Source organism: Nocardioides marinus, from assembly GCF_013408145.1.
Taxonomy (GTDB): Bacteria; Actinomycetota; Actinomycetes; order Propionibacteriales; family Nocardioidaceae; genus Nocardioides; species Nocardioides marinus.
The window spans coordinates 3,975,491-3,990,079 of the sequence record NZ_JACBZI010000001.1 but is presented as its reverse complement, the minus strand read 5'-3'; the positions used below and the strand labels follow the sequence as shown (position 1 = coordinate 3,990,079).

The 14,589-nt window shown below is 74.6% G+C and carries 13 protein-coding genes and 1 pseudogene; 3 read left to right on the top strand and 11 right to left on the bottom strand.

Going from position 1 to position 14,589, the window contains the following annotated elements:
• The first annotated feature begins 101 nt into the window (after window positions 1–101).
• Genes BKA05_RS18770 through BKA05_RS20435 form a run of 3 tightly spaced genes read left to right on the top strand, consistent with a single transcriptional unit; the run spans window position 102 to window position 5,069 of the window.
• On the top strand, window positions 102–3,461 hold the full coding sequence (locus BKA05_RS18770; RefSeq protein WP_179532787.1) for a PKD domain-containing protein: 3,360 nt from the start codon (window positions 102–104) through the stop codon (window positions 3,459–3,461).
• Between the two features lie 10 nt (window positions 3,462–3,471).
• Window positions 3,472–4,338, top strand: coding sequence for a hypothetical protein (locus tag BKA05_RS18765; protein ID WP_179532786.1), 867 nt, complete (start codon window positions 3,472–3,474; stop codon window positions 4,336–4,338).
• Window positions 4,335–5,069: a LuxR C-terminal-related transcriptional regulator gene (locus tag BKA05_RS20435; RefSeq protein WP_179532785.1), complete on the top strand. Its 735-nt coding sequence runs from the start codon at window positions 4,335–4,337 to the stop codon at window positions 5,067–5,069. The genes BKA05_RS18765 and BKA05_RS20435 overlap by 4 nt, the downstream gene beginning before the upstream one ends.
• On the opposite strand, the gene BKA05_RS18755 is transcribed toward BKA05_RS20435, so the two are convergent.
• The 11 genes and pseudogenes from BKA05_RS18755 to BKA05_RS18705 all read right to left on the bottom strand — a co-directional run bounded on the left by BKA05_RS18755 (window position 5,063) and on the right by BKA05_RS18705 (window position 14,522).
• Window positions 5,063–6,448, bottom strand: a complete 1,386-nt coding sequence (locus tag BKA05_RS18755; RefSeq protein WP_218842462.1) for an exopolysaccharide biosynthesis polyprenyl glycosylphosphotransferase — start codon at window positions 6,446–6,448, stop codon at window positions 5,063–5,065. The two genes, BKA05_RS20435 and BKA05_RS18755, sit on opposite strands and share 7 nt — an antisense overlap.
• Window positions 6,449–6,451: 3 nt before the next feature.
• Window positions 6,452–7,015: a glycosyltransferase gene (locus tag BKA05_RS20430; RefSeq protein WP_179532784.1), complete on the bottom strand. Its 564-nt coding sequence runs from the start codon at window positions 7,013–7,015 to the stop codon at window positions 6,452–6,454.
• Complete coding sequence (locus tag BKA05_RS18745; RefSeq protein WP_179532783.1) at window positions 7,012–7,461, bottom strand: glycosyltransferase family protein; 450 nt, start codon at window positions 7,459–7,461, stop codon at window positions 7,012–7,014. The genes BKA05_RS20430 and BKA05_RS18745 overlap by 4 nt, the downstream gene beginning before the upstream one ends.
• A gap of 129 nt (window positions 7,462–7,590) precedes the next feature.
• Window positions 7,591–8,247, bottom strand: a complete 657-nt coding sequence (locus BKA05_RS18740) for a LuxR C-terminal-related transcriptional regulator (RefSeq protein WP_246289833.1) — start codon at window positions 8,245–8,247, stop codon at window positions 7,591–7,593.
• Entirely contained in the window at window positions 8,244–9,149 is a 906-nt protein-coding gene (locus BKA05_RS18735) for a sensor histidine kinase (RefSeq protein ID WP_179532781.1), read from the bottom strand. Before BKA05_RS18735 ends, BKA05_RS18740 begins: the two co-directional genes overlap by 4 nt.
• Before the next feature lie 101 nt (window positions 9,150–9,250).
• Window positions 9,251–9,976, bottom strand: coding sequence for a GAF and ANTAR domain-containing protein (locus tag BKA05_RS18730; protein WP_179532780.1), 726 nt, complete (start codon window positions 9,974–9,976; stop codon window positions 9,251–9,253).
• A gap of 40 nt (window positions 9,977–10,016) precedes the next feature.
• Window positions 10,017–10,754, bottom strand: coding sequence for a GAF and ANTAR domain-containing protein (locus BKA05_RS18725; protein ID WP_246290488.1), 738 nt, complete (start codon window positions 10,752–10,754; stop codon window positions 10,017–10,019).
• A 5-nt stretch (window positions 10,755–10,759) separates the two neighbouring features.
• Window positions 10,760–11,476: an ANTAR domain-containing protein gene (locus BKA05_RS18720; RefSeq protein WP_179532778.1), complete on the bottom strand. Its 717-nt coding sequence runs from the start codon at window positions 11,474–11,476 to the stop codon at window positions 10,760–10,762.
• 129 nt (window positions 11,477–11,605) lie between these two features.
• On the bottom strand, window positions 11,606–12,244 hold the full coding sequence (locus tag BKA05_RS18715; RefSeq protein ID WP_179532777.1) for a LutC/YkgG family protein: 639 nt from the start codon (window positions 12,242–12,244) through the stop codon (window positions 11,606–11,608).
• Window positions 12,245–12,330: 86 nt separating this feature from the next.
• Window positions 12,331–13,806 (bottom strand): annotated as a pseudogene (locus BKA05_RS18710) (LutB/LldF family L-lactate oxidation iron-sulfur protein); the annotation flags it as partial.
• Window positions 13,803–14,522, bottom strand: a complete 720-nt coding sequence (locus tag BKA05_RS18705) for a (Fe-S)-binding protein (protein WP_218843124.1) — start codon at window positions 14,520–14,522, stop codon at window positions 13,803–13,805. The pseudogene BKA05_RS18710 and the gene BKA05_RS18705, both read right to left, overlap by 4 nt.
• Between the last annotated feature and the right edge of the window lie 67 nt (window positions 14,523–14,589).

Below are 14,589 nucleotides of genomic sequence, written 5' to 3'. Positions count from 1 at the left end.
ACCGGTCCGCTGCCGGTCGGCGGCGGTCGGGGCCCACTCGCAGCCCCCTGCACCACGGCTCCGGCCGTCGCCTCCCACCTTCGTCCGAGGCAGGTAGTCCCATGCGCGCTCGTCCGGCACTCCTCGTCATCGCCGCCCTGGCCACGGCGGTCGCCACCTGGACGGCCACCCCGGTCGCCTCGGCCGACACCCCCGGTGGGGAGCTGGTCGCCGAGCGGCCCGCCCCGGGGACCCCCCACGTGCTCGACGGCCGGGTGTACTCCGTCGTCCAGGTCGGGGACACGATCGTGCTGGGTGGCTCCTTCACCCGGGCGCGCAACGACAGCGGGGACACTGCCGTGGTCACCCGCAACGGGCTGCTGGCCTTCAGCGCCAGCACCGGCAAGATCGATCCGGCCTTCCGCCCGAACCCGAACGGCACCGTGCGCACGGTGCTGCCGGCGCCGGACGGCAGCACCGTGTACGTCGGGGGCGCCTACACCTCGATCGCCGGCGCCTCGCGCCAGCGGCTGGCCCGGATCCGCGTCTCCGACGGCGGGTTGGTCACCGGGTTCAACCCCGGTGCGATCACCGGTCAGGTGCGCGACCTCGAGCTGGCCGACGGACGGTTGTGGGTGGGCGGTGCCTTCACCCACGTCGGTGGACGCGGCCAGACCGCGCTGACCACCGTCGACCCCACCACGGGCGCACCCCAGGGCTACATGTCGCTCCCGCTCGCGGGCTACCACAACGAGGGCGCGACGCAGGTCCTGCAGATGGACCTCGCCCCCGACGGCTCCCGCCTGGCGGCGGTGGGCAACTTCGACACCCTCGCCGGGGTGCGGAACCACCAGTTCCTGATGCTCGACCTCACCGGGCCGAGCGCGGCCCCGGGCCCCTGGCGGACCGACTTCTACACCGATCCCTGTGCCTCGGTCTTCGACTCCTACATGCGCGACGTGGACTTCTCCCCCGACGGCCGCTACCTCGTCGTGAGCACGACCGGGGCCTACGGCGGCCCTTCGACCGCCTGCGACACGGTGGCCAGGTTCGAGACCGCGTCGACCGGCGCCGACGTCCGCCCGTCCTGGATCGACCACACCGGCGGTGACACGACGTACGCCGTGGAGGCGACCGACGCCGCGGTGTACGTCGGTGGGCACCAGCGCTGGTGGAACAACCCCTTCGCCGGCGACCGGCCCGGCCCGGGAGCGGTCTCCCGGGAGGGCATCGCCGCCCTGGACCCGTCCAACGGCCTCCCGCTGGACTGGGACCCGACCCGCGACAAGGGCGTCGGGGTCTTCGACTACCTGCTCACCGCCCGTGGCCTGTGGGTCGCCTCCGACACCGACCGGATCGGCGACTACCAGTACCGCGGCAGGATCGCGCTGCTGCCGAGCGGTGGCTCCAGCTACCCCGCCGTGCGCACCCCCCGGCTGCCCGCCGACGTCTACCTCGGCGGCTCGGCGGGGACCAGCCCCGATCCCCGCGTCCTCTACCGGGTCAACGCCGGGGGCCCGTCCCTGGTGCCGGGCAGCGGCCCGGCGTGGGACGCCGACACCACGACCGACCCGTCGCCGTACCACTCCTCGGGTCAGAACTCGGCGGGGTACGGCGCGATCCCGGCCGTGACCCCCGCCGTGCCCGCGGGGACTCCCCGCGCCGTGTTCGCCACGGAGCTGTGGGACCCCTCGCCGGTCCCGGAGCAGGAGTGGGACTTCCCGGTGCCGGCAGGCACGCCGCTGGAGGTCCGCCTGTACTTCGCCAACCGCTACAGCGGCACGAGCCAGCCCGGGCAGCGCGTCTTCGACGTGGCGATCGACGGCACGACGGTCCTCGACGACTACGACATCGTGGTCGCGGCCGGTCATGACGTCGGCACCGTGGAGGAGTTCACGATCACCAGCGACGGCACCGTGGACATCGACCTGGCGCACGTGGTGGAGAACCCGCTCGTGAACGGCATCGAGATCCTGCGGACCGACCTCCCGGCACCCACCCCCACGACCGGCGGCCTGCAGCGGCGCTCCTTCGACGGGAGCACCGCCGGGGCGACCGGCACGGCACCGGCCGGCGGCATCGACTGGGACCGGGTCCGCGGCGCCTTCATGGTCGGCGAGACGCTCTACACCGCGACCGACGACGGCGCGCTGACGAGCCGGCGCTTCACCGGTACGACCTACGGTCCGGCGAGCCCGGTCGACACCGCCGACCGGATCGTCGCCCTCGCGGCCTGGCACGACGACGTGGCGGCCAGCACCGGCATGTTCCTGGACGGGGGCCGGCTCTACTTCACCCGGGCCGGCGACCCGCGGTTGTACTACCGCTACTTCACCCCGAGCAGCGGCGTGGTGGGTGCCCAGCGCCTGCAGGTCGCCACCGGCCTGGACCTCAGCGGCGCCCGTGGCATGTTCGTCACCGACTCCCACCTGTTCTGGGCCACGACCGACGGCGACCTGCACCGGGCCGCCTGGAGCCAGGGGGCGCAGTCCGGCGCTCCGGTCCCGGGCACCGAGCAGGTGGTCTCCGGGCCGGGCGTGGACGGCACCGACTGGGCGGCGCGCACGCTCTTCGTGGGCCCCGAGGGCTCGCCCGACCCGGTGACGCCGACCGCGTCCTTCTCCGAGTCGTGCACCGGTCAGACCTGCACCTTCGACGGGACCGCCTCCACCACGCCGGGCGGCACCCCCACCTACCTGTGGCAGTTCGGCGACGGGGCCAGCGGGTCCGGACCGACGCCGAGCCACCCGTACGCCGCAGCGGGCACGTACACCGTGACCCTCACGGTCACCTCCAGCGCCGGCGGCACCGCCAGCACCTCGCGCCAGGTGACGGTGCAGCCGCCGACCACCGGGGGGATCACCTTCGTGGCGGCCGACTCCTCGGCCGGCAACACCGACCGGCACCGGCTCACCGTGCCCGGCGCGGTCCGTCCCGGCGACACGCTGGTGGCCTACCTGACGCTGAACAACACCGCGGTCACGATCAGCGACCCCGCCGGGTGGACGGTCCTCGACTCGGTGGTCGGCACCGGCATCCAGGGCCGCAGCTGGACGCGCACCGCGACGGCCGCCGACGCGGGATCCACGCTCACCGTGCCGACCTCCGGCTACGCCAAGGACGTCTTCACCCTGGAGGCCTACCGGTCCTCGGGGGGTGAGAGCCGCGTGGTCGACCACGCGATCAGCGTGCAGTCGGGTTCCGCCACGCAGCACACGGCACCGGCGGTCACTGTGCCCCCGGGTGGTGGCTGGGTGTCGCGGCACTGGGTCGCCAAGCGCTCCGGAGCCGTCACCTGGACCGCACCCCCGCAGCTCGAGGTCCGCACCAGCGCCGCCGGCGCGGGAGGCGGGCGACTGACCGGGATCGGCGGCGACCTGGGGGCCGCGGTGGCACCCGGCGACCCGGGCGGCGACGTCGCCACCAGCGACCCTGCGGTCACCCGGACCCTGATGTTCTCCGTCGTGCATGCCACAGGGTGAGGAGCGTGCGATGCCACCGGTTCCCGGCCCCGACCGCGTGCGGGCCCTGGCCGCGCTCCTCCCGCTGGCCCTGCTGTCGGGGTGTGCAGCACCGGCCGGCGTCCCCGACCCGCTGGCCCGGAGCACGCAGGCGGAGGGCCTGACCCCGCACGACCCGGACGCCGTGACGGTGCTCGAGCTGCGCTTCGACGACTGGCCGGGGCCGGTCGGCAGCATCATGGCGACCACCGCGAGCACCGGCACCGCGCAGGTCGACGTCGCGGTGGTGACCGCGGCGGGCGGACGCGTCAGGCGCGGCCCGGGACTCACCGGGGACTCGGCGCGGCTCCCGGGCCTCGCCGCGGCAGCACCCCGCTCGGCCGGGCTCGTGGTCCGGGTCCCGCGCGGCGAGGCCGACCCGCTCTCGCCGGGGGACGCCGCGTTCACCGTCGGCGCCGACTTCCGCCTGGACAAGACCTCGGACGGTCTCAGCACCGACGACGGGGACAACCTGGTGCAGCGCGGGCTCTACGCCGACAGCGCTCAGTACAAGCTGCAGGTCGACCACGGGGTGGGCTCGTGCCGGGTCGCCGGGGAGGAGGGGGCCCTGGTCGCCCGGCTCGACGAGGCGGTGGACCGCCGACGCTGGTACCGGCTGACCTGCACGCGGAACCCCGCGGGCCTCACGCTGTCCCTGCGCCCCCTGGAGGGGCGGCGGGCCGAGACCGCGGTGGCGACAGCCGACGGTGTGACCGGCGCGGTCTCCTTCCCACGACGCACCCCCCTGACAGTGGGCACGAAGGTCGGTGACGACGGTGAGGTCACCGTGTCCTCCACCGATCAGTTCAACGGCTGGATCGACAACGTCGTGGTCGCGGTCTCGGACCCTCAGCCGTGACCACCGGCCCCGCCGGCCGCGGGCAGACCCCGGGCCTGCGCCCCCCGCGGGTGCGGCTGGTGCTGGTGTCGGACCAGCCCCTGGTCGGCGACGCCGTCCGCGTCGCGCTCGAGAGCCGGGACTTCCTCGTCCAGGCCATGCTCTGGCCCCGCTCGCGGCTGGATGCGGCGGCCCGCCGCCAGGTGATGGCCCACCGGCCGATGGCCGGCCTGGTCGTGGGGGACCTGGACGACCCGCGCCGTCGTACGCAGGCCGCCGGCCTCGTCTCGGCCCTGCCGATGCCCTGGCTGCTGCTGGTCAACGACCCCCAGGACGTCGCGTGGGGCGAGCTGGTCGCCGCGGGGCTGCAGGCCGTGGTCCCGACCACGATCCCGCTCGAGCAGCTCGTGCACACCCTGCACGCGCTGATGGCGCGGCGGCTCGTGATGAGCAGGGCCGACCGCGAGCGTCGGATCCGCGAGTGGCGGGCGGACGACGCCGCCCGGCTCGCCGAGGAGCAGCGGATGCGCCGTCTCTCCCCTCGCGAGCACTCGGTGCTGGCCCTGCTCTACGACGGGCTGACCGTCCGCGCCATCGCCGACCTCACGGGGGTCAGCGAGGGCACGGTGCGCAGCCAGGTGAAGGCGGTGCTGCGCAAGCTGGAGGTGAGCTCGCAGCTCGCGGCCGTCGCGGCCTACCGACGCTCGCTCCCCGTGGGGCGCGGCGGCCCGGTCGAGCGTCGGCCTCAGTAGGCACCGCGACCGGTCGCGACCGCCCGCAGGGTGCGCGCCAGGATCGCGGCGTCCAGGCCCAGCGACCAGTTGTCGACGTAGCGCAGGTCCAGCCGCACGGTGTCGGACCAGGAGAGGTCCGAGCGGCCCGAGACCTGCCACAACCCGGTGAGTCCGGGCTTGACCACCAGCCGGCGACGGGCGTCGCCGTCGTAGCCCGCCACCTCGTGGGGCAGCGGCGGCCGGGGCCCGACCAGTGCCATGTCGCCCAGGACCACGTTGACCAGCTGCGGCAGCTCGTCCAACGACGTACGCCGCAGCCAGCGGCCCAGGCGGGTCACGCGGGGGTCCGCACGGATCTTGAACAGCTCCCCGTCGGCCTCGTTGTCCTCGAGCAGCATCGCCAGCCGGTGGCTCGCGTCCGGCACCATGCTGCGCAGCTTGATCATCCGGAACACCCGACCGTGCCGGCCGACCCGCTCCTGGGTGAAGAAGGCCGGCCCGGGGGTGTCGAGGCGCACGAGCAGCGCCAGGCACACCAGGAGCGGGCTCGCGACCAGCAGCGCCGTCGCGGCCAGGGCCCGCTCGCCCACCTCCTTGACCACGCGGCGCGGCCCGACGAGGTCGGGGTGCCGGACGTGGAGCAGCCCGAGGTCGCCGTACTCGCGCAGGTGACCGCGCCCCCGCGTCACGTCGACCAGCCCGGGACTGAGCAGGAGGTGGACCCCTTCCTGCTCGAGGGTCCACCCGAGCCGCCGTAGCCGAGGGGCGTCGAGGTGCCGGCAGGGCAGCACGACGACACCGTCGGCATCGAGGCGTCGGGCCAGCTCGGGCAGGCGCTCGAACCCCACGTCGGTCGGCACCGGCAGCCCACGGTCGCCGCGGGCACCTGCCACGCAGGCGCCCACCACCTGCACGCGAGGGTCCCGCTCCAGGGCGTGCATCGTCCGGCGTACGCCGTCGTGGTGGCCGGCCACCACGAGCCTGGCGGGGTGGCGTCGTGCCGGCAGGCGCAGCAGCACCGCGCTGGCCGCGCACCAGGCCGCCATCCCCAGCAGGACGGGGGCGTTCACCCGGGCGCCGAGCAGCGCGGCCGGCAGCAGCGGGAGACCGACCAGCGCCAGGCCCGCCTGCGGCACGGCGTGCCGCACCGCGGGCAGGGCCATCGACACCCGGTCGTAGGCCCGGAACCAGGCCAGGAGCAGCGTCCAGCCCACGGCGATCGCCACCGCGGCCACCGGCCACGGCCCCAGCGGGGTCTGCCCGAGGCCGACCCCGCCGGCCACGGCACCCGCCAGGCCGTCGCCCCAGGGCAGCAGGCGGTCCGGTCTCAGCCGGGGCGTGGCGGGGACCGTCCCGGCCGAGGTGGGCCGGGCGATCTCGCCGAGCAGCGTCGCCACGGGTCAACGCGGCCTGACGAGCTCGTCCATCAGCTGACCGAAGCGGGCGACCGCGCCGGCCCCTGCCTCTGACCCCGCGCCGCCGGCGCCGGCCATGGCCGGCCGGGCGCCGGCGGCGTCCACGGGGCGACGGAGGCGGCGACGCAGCCCCACCGCGAGCTCCTCGACCGAACCCACCGCCTGCACGAGGCCGGCCTCGGCGGCGCGTCGGGCGAAGCGTTGCTGGTGGTCGTCCACGTGCTCCCCGAGCCGAGGGTCGCGCGGCACCACCAGCGGCAGGTGGCCCAGGGCACGCGCCTCCATGATCAGCCCCGGTCCCCCGTGCGTGACCACGGCGGCGGCCCGGGAGAGCAGGTCCTCGAGCTCGTGGATCCCGAGCAGCTCGACGGCCCGCACCGCCGGGGGGAACGGACCCACCACCGGGGTCGCCCCGTGCTGGAGGGTCCAGGAGGCGCCCTCCAGGCCGTGCCGGACGGGCCGCGTGGCCAGGTCGTGGACCCACCCCACGAGCCGGCTGAAGTCGTGGTGGTCGGTGCCGACCAGGACGGCCACCAGCGGGCCGGTCACCAGACACCGCCGAGCAGCACGCTGCCGCGGACCAGGCTCTGCTGCTCGGGCCACTGGACCAGGAAGAGATCGGTCGCGGGCCGGCAGAGGCGGCCGGTCAGGGTGCGGGTCTCGATCCGGTCGAAGACCTCGAGGTAGACCGAGGCGGCGCCGAAGGGGCGGTGCAACCAGACGAACGGGACCGCGACCGCCGCCCCGGTGGTGACCACCACGTCGGGCCGCTCGCGGGCCATGGTGCGGACCGCCAGTCCGGTGTTGAGCACGAGGTTCTTCACGTTGCGGGTGGTGGGGTGGTGGGCCCAGCTGACCGACTCCCCGTCGAGCTTGCTGACGGCGTCGGCGGTGTCGAAGGTGACCCAGTGCCGTTGGTGCTGGGACCACCACGGCCGCAGGGCCATGAGCTGGGCCAGGTGGCCGCCCGACGAGCACACGAGCAGGACCTTCATGTCGCCTCCTCGACCGGCTCGACCCGGGTCCGCCCCGGACGTGCACCGGCCTCGTGGCCAACCTAGGAACGCCGGGGGCCGCCTACATCGCCAGAAGTGGGTACCTGCCGCCGCGACCGCGGCGAGCGGCTAGGAACGCCAGCGCGCGCGGTGCGCCATGCCGACGGCGGCGAGCTGCGAGGAGACCTCGAGCTTGGAGAGCACCGCCTTGACCTGGGTGCGGACGGTGGCCTCCGAGACCACCGCCTCGTGGGCGATCTCACGCACCGTCCTGCCGTCCATCAGTCGCTCGAGGACCTGGGCCTCCCTGGCCGTCAGCCGCTCGAGCCGGTCCCGGACGACCTGGAGCTCCTGCTTCTCCTGGTGGAAGAGCAGGAGCAGTCGTTCGCGCTCCTCGCGGGACAGCACCGCACGCCCCTCACCGGTCAGCCGGATGGCGGCGAGGATGCTGTTGAGGGGCGCGGTCTTCTCCAGCACGCCCCTGGCGCCGTAGCGCAGGCACTCGCCCCAGCGGGCGAGGTCCCCGCACCCGGTGACCACGATGACGCCGCACCCGGCGCGGGCCAGGGGTTGGACCAACCTGGAGCCCGACCCCGCGGTCCCCAGGTCGAGGTCGAGGAGGACCACCCGGGGGCGCACCCTCAGCACGGACGTGAGCAGCCCCCCGGCCGGCGCCCCGCAGGTGGGGACCAGCACCCGGTGCACCTCGTGGCCCTCCATGCCCAGGGCGAGCTCCAGGGACTCGGCGAAGAGGCGGTGGTCCTCGACGATCGCGACCCGGGTCATACCTCGAGTGCGCGGCATGCCTCACCCCTGACGTCGACCCGCAGCTCGAAGTCCCCGCCGCCGCCGGGCAGCGGTGCGCCCAGCGCCAGCCTGCCACCGATCTCCTCCGAGAGGCGGCGGGCCAGCGCGAGGCCGGTGCCGGTCCCGGAGGACGTCGGGCCGCGGGTGCCGCGTTCGAAGATCCGGTCCCCGAGCTCGGGGGGTACGCCGGCCCCGCGGTCGCGCACCCGGACCGTGGCGACCGAGCCGGTGCGGCCGACGACCACCTCGACCGGGCTGCCGGGGGCGTGGGCCGCTGCGTTCTCCAGCAGCACGTGCAGGATCTCCCGCACCTGGCCCGGCACCTGCACGTCGGTCCCCGACCACCGGTGCTGCACCCTGACCCCTCTCAGGCGGGCGGCACCGACGCACTCCTCGACGACCTCGCGCAGCGAGAAGGTGGTCCGCCCGGGCCCGAGGCCCGCCGGTCGCAGCAGCCGCTGGAGGCGGTCGAGCTCACGGTCGTGCAGACTGCGCAACCGTGCCAGCGTCGCCTGGTCGTGACGCGACTCGGCGGAGCGGATGAGCTGCTCGCTGAGGACCACGCCCGCGCAGGTCTCCCTCAGCTCGTGGAGACGGTCCTCGTCGTGCTGCAGCGCTCGAGCGGAGCGATGGGCGACGACCTCCAGCTCGGCCAGGTCGGCGTCGGCCCGACGGCACGCGCGACGCAGCCGGACCAGGGTGAGCGCCAGCGCCGGGAGCACCACGGTCGCCAGGCAGACCGCGATCAGCACCTCCCCCCGCCACTCCGCGCGGGTCAGCAGGCTGACCGCGGCGACGGCGACCATCGACCAGGTCACCACGGCGGCCGTCAGCAGGTAGGTGTCGGCGCGGGAAGCGCCCTGAGAGATGTCCGTGTCCATCGCGCCCTCCAGTTTCTTTACCCATGAGGGCACGAGCGCGTGAAACCACGGTCAACCGAGCGTCAAACCAGGCGTGCCGCGACGCGGTGACGTCGCAGGGGTCACCCGTCGGCGAGCAGCTCCCGGGGACCCAGACGCCGCTCCAGGACGGCACTGGTCACGGCGCCGAGGGGGGTGCCCGTCCGGCGGCTGTAGCCGGCGAGCAGGTCGAAGGCGCGGCCGACGTCGGTGTCCACCAGCTCGGCCACCATGCCCTTGGCCTGCTCCACCTCGACGCGCAGGCGCAGGGCCCGCTGGAGCTGCTGGGCCATCAGCTCCCGTTGCCGGGGCGTGCGCTCCTGGATCAGGCCGATCGTGGCCACGCCGGCCATCGCCTCCATCACCGCCACGGTGTCGACGTCGAGCCGGGACTCCTCGACGTCGAAGCCGCTCAGAGCGCCGAGCACCCGCTCCCGCAGGCGCATGGGCACGACGTGGGTGGTGCGGAACCCGTGGAGCTGGGCGGCCTGGGTGAAGCGGGGCCAGCGCTCGAGGGACTCCTCGGCACCGAGGTTGACCATGGACACCCCGTGGCCGGCCACCTCGAGGCACGGCCCCTCGTCGATCGCCAGGGTGAACAGCTCGAGCTCGCGCGCGCCGTGCGTGGTGGACGCGACCAGCTGCAGGCGGTCCCGGTGGTCGAGCAGGATCAGCCCCGCCGCGGTCACCCCCGTGATCTCCGCCGTCCGGTCCACCAGCCGCTGCAGGAAGTCCAGGACGTCGAAGTCGTCGCCCAGGGTGTCGGCGAGCTCCAGGAACGTCCTGGCCAGGAGCTGTTCGCGGGTCATTCCCCCACCTTTCCACGCCGGGCCGAGCCGGCGGTCGTCCTCATGGGAACCTCAGGTGCCGGGACACGACGGCGCGCGCGACCTCCGGCAGGGAGCGGCCCGAGGCGAAGGCCCGGGCGCGCAGGAGCAGCAGGGCCTCGGTCAGCGTGACGTCCGCCTGGACCGCGACCATCCCCGTGGCCTGGTGCACCTCCGGGGCGCCCTGGAAGGCGGCGTCGAGGAAGGCGTCGTCCTCGAGCAGGTGCTCGGAGAGCCAGGAGACGTCGGGGGCGGAGGTCCCCGCGGCAGCAGGGTCGCGGCCCTCCTCGTGCAGGTGCAGCAGCACCAGCACCGAGGTCTCGGCGTAGGCCACCGCCCAGGTCAGCTCGGTCCCCGTCAGGGTGCCCGGCCGGTCGAGGTAGAGGTCGAGCGCCCCCAGCCGGATGCCCCCCACCCGCAGCGGCAGGGCCAGCACGGCTCGCACCCCGGCCTCCTGCACGGCCCGGGAGTACAGCGGCCAGCGTTCCCGATCGTCCACCGGGTCGGTGAGGTGGACGATCGCGCCGGTGCGGTGCGCGTCGAGGCAGGGACCCTCACCCAGGTCGAGCTGCTTGCGCTCCAGGGCGACGGCGGCGTCGTCGGAGCCCGCCACCAGGTCGAGCTCGAGCTCGTCCTGGCCCAGGCACAGCGCCGCTCCTCCGACGCTCCCGAGCCGGCGTACGGCGTCGCGGCACACCAGCTCGGGCAGACCGAGGTCGCGGCGGGGGTCGTCGAGGAGGGCGATCAGGATGTCGGACATCTCGCTCACGGCACCACGTCGTCACGGGCGGTCTCGGCACCCTCCGCCTCGAGGACGAGGCGCTCGGCGAGCACGCTCACCTTGCTGTGCTGCTCCATCGAGACCCTCCGGAGGTAGGCCAGGGCCTGCTCGGAGCTCAGCCCGAGGCGCTGCATCAAGATGCCCTGGGCCTGACCGATCAGGGTGCGGGTGCGCAGCGCGACCTCGAGGTTCTCGGCCCGGTCCAGCTGACGCAGGCCCAGCCCGGCGACGTGCAGCACCCGGTCCACCTGGGGGCTGCGAGCCGCCGTGAGCCCCGCCGGGACCGGGGAGAACAGGTCGAGCGTGACCGGGCGCCGCCTCACGTGCGGCAACCCGAGGACGAGGACGGCCCGCAGGCCGGTCCGTGCCACGCCGGCGCTCCAGGCGTAGCGACGATCGGCCCGCACGTCGGGCACCGAGAAGGCGGCACCGGGCTCGGGGAGCGGGAACCCGCAGGCACCCCCGCCGGTCCCGCCACCCAGGGCCCGCGCCAGGCTGCCCAGCAGCTCGTCGAGCTGGTCACGGTCGTTGACGGCCAGCCACTGCGGGCCCGCGGCCGTGTGCAGGGTCAGGGCGGTGAGGCTGCTGGAGAACACGTCCTCGGCGAAGCGGACCAGGGCGTCGGCGGCTCGCGACAGGACCGGGGCGTCGTCCAGGTCCGCCAGGAGCCTGGTCACCGCGCCGTCGACCGACGTGACCATGTGTTGCCTCCCGACTGCGGCCGCAGGGGCCGATCGTCCATGCTCCCACACCCGGGCGCCGTGGGCGGCTCGCCGCCGCGCCTCACCCCCACGGGTGGGTCTGGTCGCCACCCGTGGTCGCGTGACCCCTCAGTCGACGAGGACCACGTGGAGGACCCGCGGGCCGTGGACGCCCTCGACCCTGGTGAGCTCGATGTCGCTGGTGGCACTGGGTCCGGAGACCCAGGTGAGCGGCCGCCCGCTCGCCACCGATGCCGCGAGCCTGGCCATCGCGTCCGGGACGTCGGGGACGACCTGGTCGGCGCGCACCACGCACACGTGCCGGTCGGGCACGAGGGTGAGCGCCCGCCGGCCCTGGCCGGGGCCGTGGTCGAGCACGATCGTGCCGGTCTCGGCGATGCCGACGCAGGCAGTGGTGAGCACGGCGTCGACGGTGTCGAGCTCCGCCGCGGAGAGCTCCTCGTCGACGACCGGGTGGGGGACCGCGGCTCGCAGGGCGCCATCGAGTCCGGAGGGTACGACGACCCGTTCCGTCGCGGCGAACAGGCTCACCAGGTGCCGGGCCAGGTCTGCGGGCGCGACCCGGTCGACGACGGCTCGGTAGTCGGCGACGCGCTCGGCGAACAGGTCGACCACCTGCGCCTGGCTGCGGGGCGGGTCGTGGACCGCCCGCGGCGCGACGACCGGCTCCGGGGTGGGCTCGACGCCTGCCAGGGCCGACCGGACCCGCCCGAGGATCTCGTCCCTGGCCGACCTGTGGGCGTTCATCAGGACTCCTCCGGGACGTCATACGGACGGGACGTCCCCTGCTGCTGGTCGTATGACGTCCCACGCTCCGACCGGCCGCCGTCGGTGCGGTCCCACCAGGCGCGGAACGACTCCGCGGGCGGGGCGGGGAGGTCGCGCGCGCCGGTCCAGGCCGCGGCCGGCCCCGGGAGCCGGCCGGTGGCCGGGCGACCGCCGGGCAGCGTCGTACGGGAGAGGCGGGCCAGGACGCGGCCCGAGAGACCCGATGCCTTCTCGACCAGACCGAGCCGCGAGGCGTCGGCGAAGGCCCATCCGGCCGCCTTCATCGCCACCGCCTCCGCCTTGGGGGGCCGGTCGCCGCGGTGGCCGTCGACGACCTTCGAGCGCAGGTGCACCAGCACCTCGGGGATGTCGATGCGCACCGGGCAGGCCTCGAAGCAGGCACCGCAGAGGGTGGAGGCGTAGGGCAGGGAGTCGGTCTGCTCGTCCACCCCGGTGCCGGTGAGCAGCGGGTTGAGGATGGCGCCGATCGGGCCGGGGTAGACCGAGCCGTAGGCGTGGCCGCCGGTGCGCTCGTAGACCGGGCAGACGTTCAGGCACGCCGAGCAGCGGATGCAGCGCAGCGCCTGGCGGCCCGTCTCGTCGGCCAGCGCGCGGGTGCGGCCGTTGTCGAGCAGCACCACGTGCACCTCCTGCGGACCGTCGGCGGTGCCGTCGGGCGCGGACGGCCCGGTCCACATCGAGGTGTAGGGGTTCATCCGCTCACCGGTCGAGGAGCGCGGCAGCAGCCGCATCAGCGGGTCGAGCTCGACGAAGGTCGGCACGACCTTCTCGATGCCGACGACACTGACCAGCACCTCCGGCAGCGTCAGGCACATCCGGCCGTTGCCCTCGGACTCGACGACGACCAGCGTGCCGGTCTCGGCGACGGCGAAGTTCGCACCCGAGACGCCGACCTTCGCCCGGAGGAACTTCTCGCGCAGGTGCTCGCGTGCGGCGGCGGCCAGCACCTCCGGCTCGTCGGTCAGGTCGGCCGGCGCGGGGCGCCCCACCGCGGCCATCCGGCGCAGGAAGATCTCGCGGATCTCTGCGCGGTTGCGGTGGATCGCGGGCACCAGGATGTGGGAGGGCAGGTCCTCGCCCAGCTGGACGATGAGCTCGGCGAGGTCGGTCTCCCAGGCGGCGATCCCTGCGCGCTCGAGGTGCTCGTTGAGCTCGATCTCGGCGGTGGCCATCGACTTGACCTTCACCACCTCGTCGACGCCGTGCGAGCGCGCCACGGACGCCACGACCCGGCAGGCCTCCTCGGCGTCGCGGGCCCAGTGGACGGTCGCACCGGCCGCGGTCAGCGAGGCCTCCAGCTGCTCGAGATGGGTGGCCAGGTCGTCCAGCGCGCGCTGCTTGACCGCAGCGCCGGCCAGGCGCAGCGGCTCCCACAGGTCCCCCTGCTCCTCGACCAGCCGCAGCCGCTTGTCCCGGATCACCCCCGTCGCGTGGGTGAGGTTGTGGCGCAGCTGGGTGTCGCCGAGCGCCTCGCGCGCGGCGGTCGGGAAGGGCGGCATCCCCACGAACGTGCGGCTCATCGGTCCCCCTCCCCCGACTGCTCCGTCGCGGCCAGGACCTCGGCGAGGTGCACCGTGCGCACCCCCGAGCGCTCCCGCGAGAGCAGGCCGCCGACGTGCATCAGGCACGAGGAGTCCCCGGCGACCAGCACCTCGGCACCGGTCGAGCGGACGTGGCGGGCCTTGTCGGCGCCCATCGCGACCGAGGTGTCGGCGTTCTTCATCGCGAAGGTGCCGCCGAAGCCGCAGCACTGCTCGGCGGCCGGGAGCTCGTGCAGCCGCAGCCCGCGCACCTCGCGCAGCAGCCGCAGCGGCCGGTCACCGACCCCGAGCATCCGCAGGCTGTGGCAGGTCGGGTGGTAGGTCACGGTGTGCGGGAAGTAGGCCCCCACGTCGGTCACGCCGAGCACGTCGACGAGGAACTCCGTCAGCTCGTACGTCGGAGCAGCAGCGGCCACGGCCGAGGCGAGCCCCGGGTCCGACCCGGTCTCGCCCGCGCGCCGACCGACGATGGCGTGCTGGTGCCGCGCGGACCCGGCGCACGACCCCGAGGGCGTCACCACGGCGTCGTACCCCGCGAACGCGTCGACGTAGGTCCGCACCGCACCGACCGCCTCGTCGAGGTAGCCGGTGTTGACCATCGGCTGCCCGCAGCAGGTCTGCGCGCGCGGGAAGTCGACCTCGCAGCCCAGCCGGCGCAGCAGCCGCACCACGGCCTTCCCCACCTCGGGGAACATCGCGTCGTTGACGCAGGTAACACTCAGGGCGACGCGCACGTGACCAGCCTCTCACACGATTGAATCG